The following is a 16690-nucleotide window of genomic DNA, read 5'->3' as shown; positions in this document are numbered from 1 at the left end:
TGACGTACCTTCAGCTACGCTTTTCCGCATTCTTGAAATGCAGGTACAGCTCATGGGCAGCGCTCCGCAGATCGCGCGAACCCGGCCGGGGCCGCGTCGGGAGCGCCGTGTCCAGAGCGGACATGTCGGCGCAGGTCCAGTACTGATAACGGCCGATGTGGGGGTTCGGCACCAACCGCACGTTCAGCGGTGCCTCCGCGAACTCCGCACACCAGCGGAGCAACTCGGCGAAGCTGGTCGCGTGGCCCGACCCGAGGTTGAAGATGCCGGAGGGCGCTGCGGGATCAGCCATGAGGACGCACGTCTGCGCGACTGTGGCGACGGGAACATAGTCCCGGCATGCCTCCAAGGTATCGGCGAAGACCCTGAGCGGTTCCTGCCGCGCGGTTGCGAGGAGCAGCTGGCCGATGATGGAAGCCATCGACTTCTTGTGCCGCTCCCCGGTGCCGAAGACGTTGGTGAACCGCAGGCCCGCCCATCCCGGTTCGCCGTCGACATCGAACCGCGTGGTCATGCGCGCGTCGAACAAGGCCTTCGACCGGGCGTAGGCATTCAGCGGGCCGGAGCACGCCGAAGACCCCCATGCCGATTCCGGCAGGGGCCGCCGGTCGGCGATCTCGCCGTAGACGCTTGACGAGGACGCGTAGACGAAACGCGTGCCGCTGCGCTCACAGCTCTCCGCCAGCGCCGCGGGCCCGGTGACGTTCGTCTGCTCCAGGGCCTGCCAGTTCTCCTCGACGGTGCTGCTGATCGCGCCGAGGTGCACCACTGCTGCGAACTGCCCGGCATCCACGGCGTGGAGGATCGTCGGGTCGTCGAACGAACCGGTGTGGACGGTGGTGTCCCGGCACACGTCGGCCGGCGGCGTGGCGAGGTCCACCGTGGTCACCAGGTACCCGGCGTTCAGACAGGCCCGTGCCACGTGCCTCCCGATGAACCCGGCCGCTCCGGTGACGAGCACGCTCCGTTGGCTCACGCCTGCCGTCCTTGTGGTCCGGTCCGCGTTGGCCGAGGCGGAGAGGCCGTGCGGAAGTGAAGGGGATGGGGATTCGTCATCACCGTGTCCGTGCCGCATCGATCAGCGACGACGTCGACCAGCCGGCGACGAAGGGGACGACGACGGTCCGTCCGCCCAGGGAGCTGACCAGTGCGTCTTCCGGAATCTGCATCCCCGAGTAGTCGCCGCCCTTGACCCAGATCGCGGGTCGCAGCGAGCGTATGGCCGCTTCAGGAGTGTCCTCTTCGAACACCAGGACGGCGTCCACGGATGCGAGTGCTGCGAGCACCTGAGCGCGTTGTGCCGCCGGCACGATCGGGCGCGACGGGCCTTTCAGCCTGGACAGCGAATCGTCGCTGTTCAGACAGACGATCAGGCAGTCACCCAGTTCGCGCGCCTGTTCGAGGAGCCGGACATGTCCTGCGTGCAACAGGTCGAAACAGCCACCGGCGGCGACCACAGTACCGCCACTGGCGCGGACCGCGTCGGCGAGTTCGATCGCGCCTTGAGTGCCCGTCGCGAGCCCGGCGCTCGAAAGCCCCGTCCTGGGCGAGCCGCCATCGGACGGGTGGGCCACGGTCCTGGGACCACCTGCCGCGACGTACGCCGAGGCCGCCTCTACCGCCGATGCCACCGCTTCGCTGGGCAACTTGCCGCAGGCCATCATGAGGGCGAGGTGACCGGCGAAGAAGTCGCCGGCACCACAGGGGTCGGCCTTCAGTCCCACGGCAACCTTCGTGGGTACGACCAGCGGCGGCAGATCCGCGTCGGCGAGCAGGACAGCGCCATGCTCGTGCCGGGTGAGCGCCACCTGGACCGGCCCCCACTTGCGTCCTACGGCACGTGCCGCTTCGACGTCGTCGGACAACGTGTCGCCGCCTGTGAAGGAGGCGATCACCCGGGCTTCCCGGCTGTTCGGCGTCACGACCGCGGTATGGGCGACCGGCACCGTACCGCGCGGATGCGGATCCCAGACCAACGGGGTTCTCCGGGCCGCCTCAGCGAGTACGGCACGCAGGCCGGTGTGTGCGGCGACTCCTCGACCGTAATCGGACACCAGGACGCCGTCGGCCTCGATCAGCACGCGCCGTGCGGCGGCGAGTGCAGTGTCGCCCTCCCGCCCGACCGGCGGGCAGACATCGTGCTCGTCCAGCATCATCACGGTGCGCCCGGCGGCGCGGATCCGCGTTTTCACCGCGGTCGAGCCGTCCAGCCCGAGATCGACCACCGTCACTCGCGCTTCGTCCAGCAGTGTCCGCAGTTGGTCGCCCACCGCGTCCTGGCCGAGCGCGGTGACCAGGGTGACCGGGTAGCCCTGTCCCGCGCTCAGTACAGCGGCCAGCGCGGCACCACCGGGGCGTGCGTGCGTGGTGCCGCCGGTGACCACCAGGGCCGGCTCGTCGGACGCGACCCGCTCCACACGGCCGATGTGGTCGCGGTCGAGGAAGGCGTCGCCGACCACCACAAGGTTCGTACCGTCTCCACGTGCCGCACCCGGCCGTCGTTCCCCTGCCGGCTCCGATGACGAGGCGGACGAGGGCGGCGGCACCGACGGGGTGGAACCGACGGCGTGCGTGGCAGTGTCGTCCTTGGCGGAGACGGCGGCGACGGCGGCGTCCATGGCAGCACACATCAGGTGAATCACGACGAGGTGACATTCCTGCACCGTGGACAGCGCCTGCGCCTCCACGGTCACCGCTTCGTCCACCACCGTTGCCAACGGGTTGGGCACCGGTCCCGTCAGAGCCCAGGTCACCGCGCCGACCTCACGCGCGGCCTCCACGGCGCGCAACAGGTTTGCGCTGCGGCCGGAGCCCGACATGAGCAGCACGATGTCGCCGGGCCGGGCGTGCGCCCGGACCTGCCGGGCGAAGACCTGCTCGTAGCCGTAATCGTTGCTGATCGCGGTGACCGAAGACGTCTCGGCGTGCAGCGACAACGCGGACATCGGCTCGCGTTCCGCCTGGAATCGGCCCACGAGTTCAGCCGTCAGGTGTTGGGCCTGCGCCGCGGACCCGCCGTTGCCGGCCACCAGCAGACGCCGGCCGTCGCCGCCCAGCCGAGCCAGCCGTGCCCCCCAGTCGACGACCCGGGAAAGATTGAGCTCGGGCAGGGCCGTGGTGAGCTGTTTCAGGTAGGACGTAGCGGTCGAGGTGTCGGCCGTCATGCCGGTGCTCCTCCTGTTGGGCGCCCCAGGAAGTCGTTGAGTTCGATGGTGTGGCAATCGGGGTCGGCCACGAACGCCACCGTCTCCTGCTCGATTCGGTGTGGTTCGGTGACCACTCGGTAGCCGAGTGCGCGAATGTGTTCCACCAGTGCCGAAACGTCGGCGACGCGGAACGCGACATGCTGCGTAGGGTGCGGCGTGGGCACGAGGTTTCGCTCTTGCCACAGTTCCACGCCCGCTGGTCTGCCGCCCGGCGCCATCTGCAGGATGACCCGATCGGCCAGTTCGTAGCGCACAACGATCGACAGCCCGAGGGCCTCCGCATAGAACCGTTCGGCGATGTCGATGTCCGCCACGTCCAGCCTGATGTGGTCGAAGGCCGTGACCGAGGTGCATGCATGGGCACGGCCCAGCGACTTGCCGGCCACGTCGCGACCTTCCTTCAGGAGTGACGAAGTCTCTCCGTCTGATACGTCCGCATCCGATTTCACGGAGCCCAAGTCACCCTCCGATTGTCACAGTGGTGTCCCTGAGGCACGAGGTCGGCAGACCGTATTCGGCCGAGCACGTTCCTGACGGAAGAGACGGGTCTCTTTTGCGCCAGTCAGCGGGACATTCAGGATGTGCCGTCTCGACACGGTGGCCAGAAAGAGCCAGGACTCCTGAGGAAGGCCGCCGCCACGTCCGCCGCATCCCCTTCCCTCGTGATGCAAAAAGCACGCCGACCATGGCAGGCGAGCCCATTGTTCGCTGCCTGGGCACAACTCTAGGGAATCAAGTGGATTGCAGTTGACCAGAGTTGCGCGTTCCATGGCCGATGTTGCGGGTGATTGTAGGGGCCGCATGATGACACGGCCCGGTGTTCGCGCAGTTGAGACGGCATGTCGAGACGGCGTTCAGACTGAGGCGGTACCAGTGCCGGTGGGGCTGCTCGCCACGCGATCTCCACGGAAGGACGCCCTGCGGACATCCCCGGGCACTGCGGTCGCACGGGAAAGACATTCGCAATATCAGCCACGGACCGCGCAACTCCGGCCAACTGCAACCCGCTTGATTGCCTAGGGATGGGCGTGGCCGGCTACCACAGTTGTCACGGCTGACGGATTCCATCAGGAAATCTGAGGCCCATCGGAACCGCAGGCAGGCGGGGGTTGACAGGCACGGCCCCGGAACGGAGGATGCAGCTCGATATTCATTCCGCCCCCAGGTGGAGAAACACGCGTCACTTCCAGGGAATTGGCGCGATTCCCTCGGTTCACAGCTTTCGACGTGCCCGCCTCACTCACCCGGATTTTCGCGCCCGGTCACATCACACCCTCCGATCCGCAGGCCAGATGCACGGACCCGACGAACTCAGTAGGGAGAACTACTGTGTCGACATCTGATCTCCCCGCAGATCTCGCCGAATGGCAGTGGCCCACGGCACCGGACACCGAAGACCCGCATGGTCGGGTGGTGATCGTCGGAGGCGGGCTCGCCGGCCTCGAAGTGGCCCGGCACCTGGCCACTCTCGGTGTCGACGATGTCCTGGTCATCGAGGCTGGACCCGCGCGTGATCTGTTGCACATCAACTCCGCGCACAACCCCGATCAAGCGCTGCGCACCTTCCTCGATCCCGCCGACGACCCTCACTTCCAGCGTAGTTGGACATCCGAATCCGCCCCGCACTACGCCGTCAACGCCGGTCTGCGGAAGCGCCTGGGTGGACGCTCACTGTATTGGTACGGCGCGTCCCTGCCGGTCGAGGAGTGGGCACTGACCGACTGGCCGGAATCGGTTGCGACGGACCTGCGCGACTCCTGGCAGGGCGGTGTACCGCTCTACGAGCAGGTCGCGGCAGACCTCGGAGTGGATCCGAGCCGACTCGACTCACAGGAACCGGTGCTGAAGGTCGGAGACTTCCGCCTCGTGCGCACCCCGCAGGCCGAAACCCGTTTCGGTGACGATGGCCGCTGGTACGCCTACTCGCCGCTGGACCACTGGCGGCACCCGGTAACGGGCGCCGCGTTGGACGGCCCGCGCGGTATCCGGTTCCTGTGCGACACCGAAGTCCTCTCGGCTGACATCAAAGACGGGCGGGCCTGTGGCGTCCACGTCCGGGAAACCGGCACGAACGCCAAGGGCCGCCGGATCGCCGCCGACTCGGTGGTCCTGGCCGCCGGGACCATCGAGAGCAGCAGACTGGCCATCCAAGCGCTGTGTGCGATCGACCCTAGCCGCCCGCCCCGGCTGGACGGGCTCACTGACCACATCGTCCAGGGCTTCTTTCTGCGTGTGCGCGACTCGGGCGACGACAGGGCGCCTCGTGGCCTGTCAGATGTCACACCCGGCTCGTATGTGACTGCGTGCAAGGACGAAACCCGGTCGAACCTGTTCATCACGGTTGAACGGCCTGAGCCCGGCCTCCTTCTGTTCGACGTACGGCTCACCGGGGAGCAAATGCCCGGCACCGGTAGTCACGTCACATGCGAGCCGACCGGCACATACCCGTGGCGCACAACCGTCACCGCGGACCTGGCCCACGCCGACCGGGGTGTCATCGGACGCCAGCGCGAGGTGCTGGAAGAGGTCTGGAACCAGCTGGCCGCCGGGTTCGGTCTCACCGCTACGCCTCTGGCTTTCGACGACTTCGACCACCCGGTTCGAACCAACGCGTTCGTGCTGCCGGAGTCGATCGGCGCGGAGACGTCCGAAGGGCCCTTCACGTGGTCAAGCCCGCTGGGTACCGAGGACCACGAGGGTTGCACGCTGCCGCTGGGGGGCGTACTCGACGAACGCCACGCGTTCGCCGCCGTCCCGGGTCTCTACGCCTGCGGGCCGGCGACCTTTCCCCGCATGGGTGCTGCCAACCCCTCGCTCACCACCCTGGCTCTCGCGCGTCGACTGGCCCATGTCCTGGCCGCCACTCACGGCCGGCAGCCGCACCTGGTGACATCAGAGGCGGACGCGTGATGCTCACGGACAAGCGCGTCCTGGTCACCGGAGCCTCGAAGGACATCGGCCGGGGCATCGCGCTCGACCTGGCCAAGCACGGAGCCACCGTCGTCGGCACTTACAACACCGGCGCGTCCGACGCGGAGGAACTCCTTGCTCTCGGCATCAAGGAGATGGTGCACCTCAACCACCTGAACCGGGAGGAATCAGCAGCCACGCTCAGCCGACTGGCCGACAGCGGCCCGTTCCACGGGATCGTGAACAACGCCGCAGTGATCGAGTTTGCCTCCTGGGAGTCCAGCCTGGACTCGTGGGACCGCGTGCTGGACGTCAACCTCCGGGGCCCGCTGGCCACCGCGATCGCGCTCGCCCCCGGCATGCCGCCCGACAGCTCAATCGTCAACATCTCCAGCACGGCCGGGACGACAGGCTCCTTCACCTCCCTCGCCTACTCCGCGAGCAAGGCCGCGCTCACCAACCTGACGAAGAGCCTCGCCAACGTGCTCGGGCCGTCCGGAATCCGCGTCAACGCCGTCTCGCCCTGCTACATCGATGCCGACGCACCCGCGGAATCAGCCGGACTGACTCCCCTGCGGCGCAATGGTGTACCGAACGACATCGCCTCGGTGGTGGTGTTCCTGCTCACCGACGGGGCTCGCTTCGTCACCGGAACGGAAATCACGGTGGATGGTGGCTACACGGCTGCGGACGCTCTCGCGAAACGTGCGTATGAGGCGGACTGACCGATCCGCTGCCGACAACCCGTCAAGCGCGGACGCCGTGGTCGCCGACATGGGTACCTCGACCCCGCTCGGGTCGTGCACCGCTTGCGAGCACGGCGGCTGGATCGCAGCCGAGAAGCCGCACTCATCTCCGCCCGTGGGGCGTGGACGCGTGCGGGCTCTCCAGACGTGGGTCCGGTCCGGCCGGCCGTGGTGGTGGGTGCAGGCGTCGGCGAAGTACTGACGACGCGCGATCAGGACGATCGGCTCGAAGCACTCGGACCGTGGCTGTCGTCGTCTCTCACCGTCCCGCGTCCGATGCCCAACGGCGCGGCGGCGGTCGTGAGTCCGGAGGCCGAGCCGGAATCGGTGGTCGCCAGAACCTCGACCACTATCCGGCCATGGCCAACATGAAAACTGTCCCCCTCTCTGACCAGCTGATCAGCGGGTCCTGAGCAACAAGGGAGCCTCAACCGGGCATCGGACGGATCAGCTCCTGTCATCTCGGCTGGGCCACCAGGCGGACGTCGACCCTGGCCCGGGTCCCTGGGCGGTCTCCCGCTCCCATTCCACTGCCCCATCGCCACATACGAGCGCGTCTCGCCACCACCGTGGAAGCGGCGATCAGCAGCGCCTCCGCCACCCGGTGACACGTGCCACGACGACAGCGTGGGGCCGGCAGCCGTCGCCGGTCGATCGGGCCACGACACGGCTGAACTTTGCCCCTTTGCAAGTGACTTGACGAGACAGACAGTGGCAGACTGGCGGCACATTGAGGCTCCGGTTCAAGGCGAAGACTGGCAAAGTCATCCGTCTGCATCGGGAGCCTCGATCCGTGCGCACCGCACCCGTCGGAGATCTCCACCACTCGATAACCAGCGATCTCACCCACTCAACCAGACCGTGAGAACGCTCTCAGGTAGTGGGTGCCCGAGCAGTAGCTACCAGAAAGGCGACACGAAATGGCCGACCCCCGCGGCATCCCGCCTTGGAGTTCCCTGACCATCGAGAGGCGATTGATCCCTGATCAGGGACGTCTGACCTATCAACCACGCCAGGACTGGTTCACCATCGTGGCTCCTCTGCAAGGCTTATGCCAGTGTGAATACCCGGACGGTTCAGGCTGGCACCAGACCACACTCGCCTGCGGAGACACCTCTCGCCTCGTCGACAAGAGCGCGGTTCGGCTCTGGCGGCCGCGGTCGGGGAAACAACGAGTCGAGGTGGCGTTCATCGCCCTGCCCACGCAGCACTTTCGGTGCTACGCAGACAAACATCCGGAAGTCACCCTGCGTGATCTGTCGGCCCTGGAGACTCCACGGGTTTTCGACCCCGTGGCCGCGGCCATGGCCCCCGGTTTACTCCGCGCCCACCATGCGGGGGTGGGTGAGCACTACGCGTACAGAGCGGCGCATTACCTGACTGCCCATCTGCTCCACCCGCACCAGGACATGAAGTCGGAGACTCCGGGCCTGAATCCGGAGCGACTCCTCGCAGTGACCAACTACATGCACGACCACCTGGCGTCGCATATCACACTCGAAGACATGGCCAAAGAGGCCCTGCTCAGCCGCTACCACTTCGTACGCCAGTTCGCCGCCGCCACGGGAAAAACGCCCGTACAGTACTTGACCGAGTTACGTATCGAAACCGCGTGTCGTCTCCTCACCGCGAGCAACGAACTCATATCCCAGGTCGGCAGCCGCTGCGGCTTCCCCAATCCGGAGAATTTCGCCCGCGTCTTCAAGAAACACCTGGGCTGCTCACCGCTGCAGTACCGGCAGCGATCCCTTCCGGCCTGAGACTCCCGGAGCCATGTCCCCCGGTCACGCCCTGTGGCGGTGAAGCGCTCCGGGACAGGCGGATCCGCCATCGATCCCGGAGCGCCTCAGCGGAAGCTGACCGGAAAATCGTAGCGGTCTCACTCGACGGGTTCCCTGGCCATGGACGGAGCCCAGCTGGGTTTCCCGTCCTGCGGGCTCCACCCGGGGTTGCGGAACACGCGACCGACCCGCTCGCTCCAACCGTCGGCCATCCTGACGTCCTTGGCGATGGCCATGTATTCGTGCGAGGCCACCTTCAGGGGGTTGTACGTCCGGATGTTCTTGGTCAGCCCGTAAACGGGCCGCTCGGTTTCCGCGACGAACGTTCCGAACAGCCGGTCCCAGACGATGAGGACCCCGCCGTAGTTGCGGTCCAGATAACCGCCCTGGGACGCGTGGTGCACACGGTGGTGCGACGGCGTGTTGAAGGTGAACTCAAACCATCGGGGCATCTTGTCGATGCGCTCGGTGTGAACCCAGAACTGGTAGACGAGGTTCAAGGAGGAACAGAATGCCAGCACCGCCGGGTGCACACCGACAGCGACCATCGGGAGGAAGAAGAACCCGACGGTGAACGTCATCCAGGGTTGGCGCAGCGCGGTGGTCAGATTGAACTTCCGGCTGGAGTGGTGGACGACATGGCAGGCCCACAGAATCCGGATGACATGGTGGCTTCGGTGGGACCAGTAGGAGAAGAAGTCCTGCGCGATCAGCATCAGCGGAAGGGTCCACCACAGTAACGGCACCCGAAGCGGCGTCAGTTCGTAGATGACGCTGTAGATCGCGACATCCTGGAACTTCCACAGGAAGCCGAAGAAGAGACTGCCGAGCCCCATGCTGACACTGGTCACCGCGTCCTTGGCCTCATATCCGGCGTCCTTGTCGTCGGGGTGCAACCGGACGAGGATGATTTCGACGACGGTTAGCAGAGCAAAGGCGGGTATGGACCAGAATACGACGTCGGGGAGGTTTGACATGGACAGGAATGATAGGCGGGCCTCCCGCTCGGGGGTTGACTCATGTTGCCCGTTCGGTGCCTGGTGTTGCTGCGGCAGTGCGGCCGCCCTTGGCTCCTCGAGCAGATGAGGGTGCGGGCGACGGAGCATCCGCGGTCTCGGCGGTCGAAGTGCCCCCACACCTACAAGATCCGGTACCGGTCGGCGGCCGGCAAGCAGATGGAGGAGTCGGGGTTCGTGGTCCGCGACAAGGTCAATTGGGCGTTTGACGGAGATCTACAACGAGAAGAAGGCGGCACCGCGGTCTCAGTCGAAGGCGGAGCGCAGTGGAGGCCGGGCAACGGCACCTGTCTGTCGCGTCGGTGCGACACCTCGACTCCCTCCTGGAGCACCATTTCCATCCGGCGCTCGCCAGCCGACGGATGAACTCTTTCGACCACAAGGTGGTTGACGGCTTCGCCTCCGCCTCAGGGAGCGCAACGGTGCGGGTCTGGCCACCCAGGCCAACGCCTTCGGCAAACTGCGCGCGATCCTTCCATGCTGATCGTCGACTTGATGAGCGGCTGTGGCCTCCGAAACGGGGAGGCGGCCGTGAACGTCAACCACACTGTTTGACAATTACTCCGGTACCAGCGAACACGGTGATTCGCAGGTCCGGTACCGCATCCCCCGTCGGTGCCGGGCTCTTTCTACGGCTCTTGTTGGGGCGGGCCGCGGCCGTCCTCCGTCGGGAGTGCATCCCGCGTCCGACCTCATGATCCCATCGCGGCCGCCCGCCCCGCCCATGCACTCGCGAGATGCGAAAAATCCGCGCCGCGACTATCTGTTAGTCACCCACCAGTGCCAACCGATGGCATAGGGGACATTCGCAGTCCCCGACTGAGTGATTTTCGAGGGGCAGTTGTCGTAGACGGCTTCCTCGTACATTCCGACCCGGTACATCCAAACGCCATACTGGATGTTTCCGTACCTCCCATCCGGCACCGCGTGACTGTATTCGTGAGTGACAGTGACCGATTTACTGGCGGACGCTTGACGATTATATGTCGCCTTGACTTCCGCGACGGTCGCAGCGACTGCCACTTCTCCTCCCACGGAGGTGGTAGCCCCTACTGTCGTGGTCACCGTATTGGCGCCCTTGACTGTCCCGCCCGGGCCATCTTTAAAGACGTCCGAAACGCCCTTATGCCAACTCACCGCGTTCCTCTTGATGTGGTATTCGGTCCGAAGATACATGCAGCCCATGCCATCAACCTGGGACGCATCCCCTGCTGCTGCTTCCGGAGTGCACACGGCCGCGAGTGCACATACCGCAACAGCTACTGAAGCTCCCCATTTCGGCGATCTCATGGATCTTACTCCCTTCGCCTTCCAGCTCCCGCAGGGGAATTTTCAGGGTTCCGACTATCAAGGTTCAATTGTTGGCACCTAAAACCACACCATTGGAAGGAAATTTTCAACGCGGCCGCAGAGGTCAAGCGGCTGTGTGTGCTGGGGGTAACGTTCAGGCCGAGCGTGAGGACTGGATCACGATGCAGGATCCCGACGCGGGCTTCGGGTGTACACCTTGAAGCTCCGCTGTCATGGCATCGTCGTCACCATAGTCGTCAAGTGAGAATAAGGCCCAGGGCGGACGTATCACTGCATGGCGCGGCCAGATGCACGTCATGGACCACGACCCCTTCTACGTGATCGCCTAAGGGCTGTCCCGGAATGCGGTGTCACGCCACTATCCCCAGAGCAGGAGGCATCGGATGTGACCTCGGCGCTTGCCTTCGACGCGCGCCCTGGGAAGAGTTTCATCCGGTGGACGCCGTTCGGGGCGATGTCGTGCGAGCTGGGGCAGGGGCAGAGGATGTGCGTAGTGGATACGGCGGCCAAGGAGGCTGCCGTCGCTCGGTTCCTCCGCGAATACCCGCAGACAGGGCAAGTTGACGACCACCCTGCGCTTCTGGGCTGCACCGATGTCGCTTGGTCACAGATCCCCGGGTGCCCTGCCGGGCTCCCGGCCCTGCTCCGTGGTCTCCTCGATCAGGTGGCCGGCCCCGAGGCCCTGCGCGTGCTGGACAACGTCTTGCTGAACAGCGTCTTTCACGTGAGCCCCGCGATGTCGGCCGCCCTGCCCTTCCTCATCCGCCTGGCAGCCCTTCCTGACATGGTGGTGCGCTCCGGCCTGGTCGACCTTTTGGTCGTTGCCGCGGAGCTGTCTCAACTTGTCGACGCGGACAACGAACGCCAGGTCCTGCTGCTCGGCAACGAATGCGATCACCCCGAACGCGAATGGTGCAGGGCCGCCTTCGCTGCACACGCTTCTGCGCTGCGCGCCTTGTTGGCAGACGAGACTCTTCCGGGCGGGCTGATCAGCGGGGCCGACCGCGAGTGCCTGCTCAAGGCTATTGAGCCGCAGAGATACTCCTCCTAATACGGGACAACGCTTAAAGGGTGTTGCACAAGGCCGTGCTCGGGCAGGTCAGGGCCGGTGAACGGGGTTGTCTGCTCATGAGGCGAGGGCGAGATTGTGCATGTGGGCGACGGCCTGGACTGCGTGATGGAGGCCGTCGCCGCGCTGGCGGCAGTCGCGGAGGATCTTGTAGTTCTTCATCCGGCCGATGACGTGTTCCACGCGGGCACGGACCCTGCGGTGCTCGGCGTTGTCGTCCTTCTCGCCCTTCAGTAGAGGTCGCCCGGGGCGTTTTCGGTGCGGCACCGCCATCCCGCAGTTGAGATAGGCGCCGTCACCGAGCACGGTCACGCCCTGGCAGTGCTCGCTGAGCCCGGAGGCACGCCAGGCATGCCCGTCTGCCGTCGTTCCCGGCACCGGACGCGCGGCCGCGATCACCAGCCGCGTGTCCGCGTCCACGATGACCTGCACATTCGCGGAGAACCGGTAGTTACGGGAGGAGGCAGCCACACTCCGGTCGCGGACCGGGATGAGCGTTCCGTCCACGATCCACATCCGATCTGGAGCATCGGCCGGGCGGGAGACGGGCTCCAGCGCGAGCAACGGTCCCAGCCGCTGGATGACCCGGCACACCGTGGAGGACGAGACGCCGAACAGCGGGCCCAGCTGCCGCATGGTCAGGTTCGTTCGGTAGTACACCGCGACCATCAGGACCCGCTCGGCAAGCGGCAACGACCACGGCCGGCCCCGCAGCGTGCCGTTGCCGCCCCGCTCCCGCACCACCCTCAACAGACCCGAAAACTGCGCCATCCGCAGCCCCGTTAACGTCTCCACCCACACCCGCTCAGCACGTAACACCCCGGCCATACAAGGGAGATGCCCAGCTCACGGCCTTGTGCAACACCCTTTAGGTGGGGTCGGAGTTCGCCCCGCACAGCACGGCGCAGACCTTCTCGCCGCTGGCCGGCCGGTAGCTGCTGGCCGGGATGTCCGGCCGGGACGGCATGTCACGGTCGGGCACGTGGTGGTCGGGCGAGGTGAGCGCGGCGAGGGCAGTGGCGGCGCCGTGTTCGACAACCAGCTTGCGGTGGTCCCACAGTGCCTGCCGGGTGCGGACGATCTCCGTGTCGGGGACCGGCACGGAGTGCACACGGTCCTGCTGTGCGGCGTGCAGAGCCACGGCGGAGGCGCGGCGGGCGGCGAGGGAGTCGGCGGCGATGGAGTCGATGGTGACGTCGAGGGGGCGGCCGGCCTGCAGGGCTGCATTCAGGGCGCGGCAGTTTTTCGGCTCGACGGCCACGGTGCGGATGCAGTGCTGCTGGGCGGCGGTCGCGACGCCGGTGAGAAGGCCGCCGCCGACTGTGACCACGACGGTGTCCGGGTAGGGGATCTGCTGGTGGATCTCCTCGAGCAGTGTGCCGGCTCCCGCCGCGATCAGCGGGTGAGTCGTAGGCGCGGGAGGCGAGCGCGCCGGTGATGGCGGCGAAGTCCTCACAGGCGGCCAAGGCGTCGGCGTACTCGGTACCGACAAGCCGTACGCCGGTACCGTAGGAGCGCCAGCTTGGCGACCTTGACCTGCGGGGCGGTCGCGGGCAGGAAGACGGTGGCCGTGATGCCCCGCTGCTGGGCAGCCCAGGCACAGGCCAGGCCGGCGTTGCCGCCGGAGGCGATGGTCACCCCGGCCTTGGGCAGGGTGCCGGCGTCGCGGTGGGACTGGAGGAAGTTCTGCGCGCCGCGGGCCTTGAAGGATCCGGTGTGCTGCATGAACTCCAGTGCCAGCCACACCTGGCAGGGCTGCTCGGTCCTCTCGTCCATGGGATCGCGGTGGCCGGTGCGGATCGCGCCTGGCCCTGCGGGAAGTGCGGCACACCGTCATCCGCATCGTCCCCAACCAACTACTGGCCAACCGACGGAATTCGCTGACCTGCTAGAACGCCGCCTCTGGTGGGCGCCCCGTGCAGGAGCGCAGAGCTTCCCGGTGAACGGCGCGGTGCGCCGGTGTCGTCGGTATGGGTGGTCACGGCTGGTACCGACGGCGTCACTCGATCCCGGCAGATGCGAGGTGATTGCGGAAGAAGGCCTCGATCTCGGATGAGTCGCCGCTGGCGGGCAAGGGACAGGGAGTCTCCATACCGTTCTCCATGGCGGCGCTGGTGTTGAACCACACGACGGCCGGTGAGGGAGGTAGGAGTCGCGAAGCCACTGCGCGAACAGGGCGGCCTCGTCGGCAGTCGCGTTGCCGGCGGTGACGTAGGCGTAGTCGGGTTCCGGCATGGCTGCCTGCCCGCGATCCAGACGTCGGGTGCGACCTCGACGTCGAAGTCCATCACGTCCAGGCCGCGCAGCGGGTCGACTCGATGCTTCAGGACAGCACGCACCGGGTGGATCCGGTGACTCCGTTCATGGCCATCATGGACTCCCGGCAGATCGAGGGACGCAACGCCGCCGCCGTTGCTGCCTGGCTGACAGCCCAGCCGACCTGGTGGACCACTTCGATCCGCTACGTCGCCATCGACCTGTGTGCCACGTTCCCCTCCGCCGTACGCACCGCGCTGCCGCATGCCACCGGCGGTCGTGGACGCCTTCCCATTCGAAGACTCCCTTTCCCAGGACGAACTTTCGCGGGAAGGTGAGACCTCCCTCCACCGGAAGGACCTCCCCATGCGCCTGACGCGCACCGCAGCCCTGACCACCGCCACCGCGCTCGCCCTGCTGCTTCCCGCCGCCAACGCCCACGCCGCCGCCATCGCCTGCGGCGGATCCGTCTCCACCCAGGGCATCGCCGCCAACGGCTGCATCAGCGCCGAAAAGGGCAAGGAAGGACGTATCTACACCCGCGAGATCACAGCCCACGTCGTCTTGACCAACACCCGCCCCCACGCCGCCTACGTCGACTACGAAGCCTTCTTCCGCGTCGTCTCCGGCGGCCACTGGGTCAAAATCGGCAACGGACGCACCCTCGTCCCCCGCCGCACCACCACCGGCCCCACCGAAATCGGCAGCACCACCCGCGTCTGCTTCGTCGTCAACGCCAAGGTCGAGATCCGCGTCCACGTCAAACCCGCAGGAGGCGCCTGGAGCAACTGGACCGGCGCCGCGACCTCCCAGTGTCAGACCTGACCGCCACAGCGCCCTGCGCACGCCCGCCCGAGCGCGGACGGGCACTGCCGCCCGCTCTCCGTGTCCGTCACTCCAGGTTAGCGGGCGGACTGTGACATGTTCGGCTGACCCCAGCATTACCGGTGTCAGGGGCGCGGGTATGGCTCAGGCCGAGACAGGCGTACGGGACAGGGCGGTGCGCAGCGCGAAGACGCCGAGCAAGCCGCCTGACGCGAACCTCTGAGCGGTCATCACGCGGGGCCGGGCGGCCAGAAACCCCGACACCCGTGCTGCGCCCAGCATGATCAGAGCGTTCACGGAGATCCCCACGATGATCTGTACACCACCGAGCTGGAGCAGTTGCGCCCAGTCCGGGCCCGCCTGCGGATCCATGAACTGGGGCAGAAGAGCGGCGTACATGAGAGCGATCTTGGGGTTGAGCAGGTTGGTCAGGAGCCCCATCGAGAACAGGCGGGCGTCAGAGACCGGAGGCAGGTCCTGAGCCGGGGCGAAGGGCGAGCGGCCACCGGGCTTGAGCATGGCCCAGGCCAGGTGGGCCAGGTAGGCGGCCCCGGCGAGCTTGACCACCATGAACGCCAGCGGCACGGCGGCGAACAACGCGGACAGGCCCGCGGCTGCGGCCAGCAGGTAGCACAGGAATCCCACGGCGGTCCCGCTCAGGCTGACCAGACCCGCCCTGCGGCCTTGAGTGATCGCGCGAGAGGCGAGGTGGATCATGTTCGGTCCCGGAGTCAGAGCCATGCCCAGTTCGACCAGGGCCACTCCCCCCACTGCGGCCAGACTGATCACCGGTCAACTCCTGATCGTTTGCCGGGTACCAGGTACCCGGAGTGGGGCGGCGCCCGGCTCGACGGGCGGCTGCGACGCATCGGCGGTGCCTGCATCGCCTGCCTCAGGATACGGCCCTGCCGTTCGGTGTCTCTGTGCACCCTGACTCCAGCCGGCCGACGACATCAACGACTGCAACCGGATCACCCACGCTCACGTCGACGCTCTCCGCGTGATCGGCCGGACAGGTCCTAGCTGTATTGACCTGAAGCGTTGTTCACACGGCTGATCGGTGGCTGGCCTCCGAGTGCTGTGTGGCAGCGATGGTGGTTGTAGGTGTGCAGGAAGTCTGACAGGGCTTCGGTCCGCTCTTGGTTGGTGGTGTAGGGCCGCAGGTAGGCCCATTCGTCGAGCAGGGTGCGGTTGAAGCGTTCGACCTTGCCGTTGGTCTGCGGCCGGTAGATGCGGGTGAGCTTGCCGGCCGCGCCGAGGTCGGCCAGGGCCTGCCGCCAGGCGAAGCTCTTGCGGTAGGGCCAGGCGTTGTCGGTCAGGACCCGCTCGACGCGGTCGATGCCGCAGGTGGCGAAGAAGGCTGCCGCCCGCCGCAGGAAGGCGGCGCAGGTAGCGGCCTTCTCGTCGCTGTGGATCTCGCTGTAGGCCAGGCGGCTGTGGTCGTCGACGGCGGAGTGGACGTAGTCGAAGCCCATACTGTTTCGCCGGGCCCGGCCGGCCTGTGGGCCCAGGACTTTGTGGCCGCCGCCGTCGGGGATCCGGCCGAGTTTCTTGACGTCCACGTGGACCA

The 16690-nt window shown here is 66.7% G+C and carries 13 protein-coding genes and 1 pseudogene; 6 read left to right on the top strand and 8 right to left on the bottom strand.

All coding sequences use genetic code 11. The features are described from left to right. Positions 1–10 precede the first annotated feature (10 nt). The 3 genes from ACIGXP_RS07040 to ACIGXP_RS07030 all read right to left on the bottom strand — a co-directional run bounded on the left by ACIGXP_RS07040 (position 11) and on the right by ACIGXP_RS07030 (position 3592). Positions 11–961, bottom strand: coding sequence for an NAD-dependent epimerase/dehydratase family protein (locus ACIGXP_RS07040; RefSeq protein ID WP_399764941.1), 951 nt, complete (start codon positions 959–961; stop codon positions 11–13). Between the two features lie 94 nt (positions 962–1055). Then, entirely contained in the window at positions 1056–3164 is a 2109-nt protein-coding gene (locus tag ACIGXP_RS07035; protein ID WP_399764938.1) for a PfkB family carbohydrate kinase, read from the bottom strand. After that, positions 3161–3592 carry a VOC family protein gene (locus ACIGXP_RS07030; RefSeq protein ID WP_399764935.1) on the bottom strand — a complete coding sequence of 144 codons (432 nt, stop codon included), beginning with the start codon at positions 3590–3592 and terminating at the stop codon, positions 3161–3163. Before ACIGXP_RS07030 ends, ACIGXP_RS07035 begins: the two co-directional genes overlap by 4 nt. A 943-nt stretch (positions 3593–4535) precedes the next feature. On the opposite strand from ACIGXP_RS07030, the gene ACIGXP_RS07025 reads away from it, so the two are divergent. The 3 genes from ACIGXP_RS07025 (at position 4536) to ACIGXP_RS07015 (ending at position 8622) form a co-directional block, all read left to right on the top strand. Continuing rightward, positions 4536–6116: an FAD-dependent oxidoreductase gene (locus ACIGXP_RS07025; protein ID WP_399764932.1), complete on the top strand. Its 1581-nt coding sequence runs from the start codon at positions 4536–4538 to the stop codon at positions 6114–6116. Beyond that, positions 6116–6841 carry an SDR family NAD(P)-dependent oxidoreductase gene (locus ACIGXP_RS07020; protein WP_399764929.1) on the top strand — a complete coding sequence of 242 codons (726 nt, stop codon included), beginning with the start codon at positions 6116–6118 and terminating at the stop codon, positions 6839–6841. Before ACIGXP_RS07025 ends, ACIGXP_RS07020 begins: the two co-directional genes overlap by 1 nt. Positions 6842–7782: 941 nt before the next feature. Further along, complete coding sequence (locus ACIGXP_RS07015) at positions 7783–8622, top strand: helix-turn-helix domain-containing protein (RefSeq protein ID WP_399764927.1); 840 nt, start codon at positions 7783–7785, stop codon at positions 8620–8622. 119 nt (positions 8623–8741) lie between these two features. On the opposite strand, the gene ACIGXP_RS07010 is transcribed toward ACIGXP_RS07015, so the two are convergent. Beyond that, on the bottom strand, positions 8742–9620 hold the full coding sequence (locus ACIGXP_RS07010; protein ID WP_399764924.1) for a sterol desaturase family protein: 879 nt from the start codon (positions 9618–9620) through the stop codon (positions 8742–8744). Positions 9621–11355: 1735 nt separating this feature from the next. On the opposite strand from ACIGXP_RS07010, the gene ACIGXP_RS07005 reads away from it, so the two are divergent. After that, a complete protein-coding gene (locus ACIGXP_RS07005; protein ID WP_399764921.1) occupies positions 11356–12021 on the top strand; it encodes a hypothetical protein in 666 nt (221 codons plus the stop codon). Between the two features lie 75 nt (positions 12022–12096). Here the strand turns inward: ACIGXP_RS07005 and ACIGXP_RS07000 are convergent, their stop codons facing one another. Together ACIGXP_RS07000 and ACIGXP_RS06995 are read right to left on the bottom strand one after the other, a co-directional pair. Beyond that, positions 12097–12867, bottom strand: a complete 771-nt coding sequence (locus ACIGXP_RS07000; protein WP_399764919.1) for a transposase family protein — start codon at positions 12865–12867, stop codon at positions 12097–12099. Positions 12868–12907: 40 nt separating this feature from the next. Further along, positions 12908–13839, bottom strand: a pseudogene (locus ACIGXP_RS06995) (pyridoxal-phosphate dependent enzyme). Between the two features lie 518 nt (positions 13840–14357). Here ACIGXP_RS06995 and ACIGXP_RS06990 point away from each other — a divergent pair. Further along, positions 14358–14633 carry a transposase gene (locus tag ACIGXP_RS06990; RefSeq protein WP_399764917.1) on the top strand — a complete coding sequence of 92 codons (276 nt, stop codon included), beginning with the start codon at positions 14358–14360 and terminating at the stop codon, positions 14631–14633. A gap of 28 nt (positions 14634–14661) precedes the next feature. Continuing rightward, the gene (locus ACIGXP_RS06985; RefSeq protein WP_399764914.1) at positions 14662–15120 is read left to right on the top strand and encodes a hypothetical protein; all 459 of its coding nucleotides are present in this window, start codon (positions 14662–14664) and stop codon (positions 15118–15120) included. Between the two features lie 144 nt (positions 15121–15264). Here ACIGXP_RS06985 and ACIGXP_RS06980 read toward each other — a convergent pair whose 3' ends face one another. Together ACIGXP_RS06980 and ACIGXP_RS06975 are read right to left on the bottom strand one after the other, a co-directional pair. Beyond that, complete coding sequence (locus tag ACIGXP_RS06980) at positions 15265–15909, bottom strand: LysE family translocator (protein WP_399764912.1); 645 nt, start codon at positions 15907–15909, stop codon at positions 15265–15267. 230 nt (positions 15910–16139) lie between these two features. Next, the coding region (locus tag ACIGXP_RS06975) for an integrase core domain-containing protein (RefSeq protein WP_399764910.1) at positions 16140–16690 on the bottom strand (551 nt) is incomplete at its 5' end.

This window comes from Streptomyces sp. NPDC053069 (assembly GCF_044546895.1).
Lineage (GTDB): Bacteria > Actinomycetota > Actinomycetes > Streptomycetales > Streptomycetaceae > Streptomyces.
The sequence above is the reverse complement of the archived record's forward strand: the minus strand, read 5'-3'. Positions and strand labels throughout refer to the sequence as shown.

What these genes read in the sequence shown, in the direction of transcription:
- ACIGXP_RS07035 (WP_399764938.1), bottom strand. Translation starts at nt 3,164, where the DNA reads ATGACGGCCGACACCTCGACCGCTACGTCCTACCTGAAACAGCTCACC.
- ACIGXP_RS07020 (WP_399764929.1), top strand. Translation starts at nt 6,116, where the DNA reads ATGCTCACGGACAAGCGCGTCCTGGTCACCGGAGCCTCGAAGGACATC.
- ACIGXP_RS07015 (WP_399764927.1), top strand. Translation starts at nt 7,783, where the DNA reads ATGGCCGACCCCCGCGGCATCCCGCCTTGGAGTTCCCTGACCATCGAG.
- ACIGXP_RS07010 (WP_399764924.1), bottom strand. Translation starts at nt 9,620, where the DNA reads ATGTCAAACCTCCCCGACGTCGTATTCTGGTCCATACCCGCCTTTGCT.
- ACIGXP_RS07000 (WP_399764919.1), bottom strand. Translation starts at nt 12,867, where the DNA reads ATGGCCGGGGTGTTACGTGCTGAGCGGGTGTGGGTGGAGACGTTAACG.
- ACIGXP_RS06990 (WP_399764917.1), top strand. Translation starts at nt 14,358, where the DNA reads ATGCTTCAGGACAGCACGCACCGGGTGGATCCGGTGACTCCGTTCATG.
- ACIGXP_RS06985 (WP_399764914.1), top strand. Translation starts at nt 14,662, where the DNA reads ATGCGCCTGACGCGCACCGCAGCCCTGACCACCGCCACCGCGCTCGCC.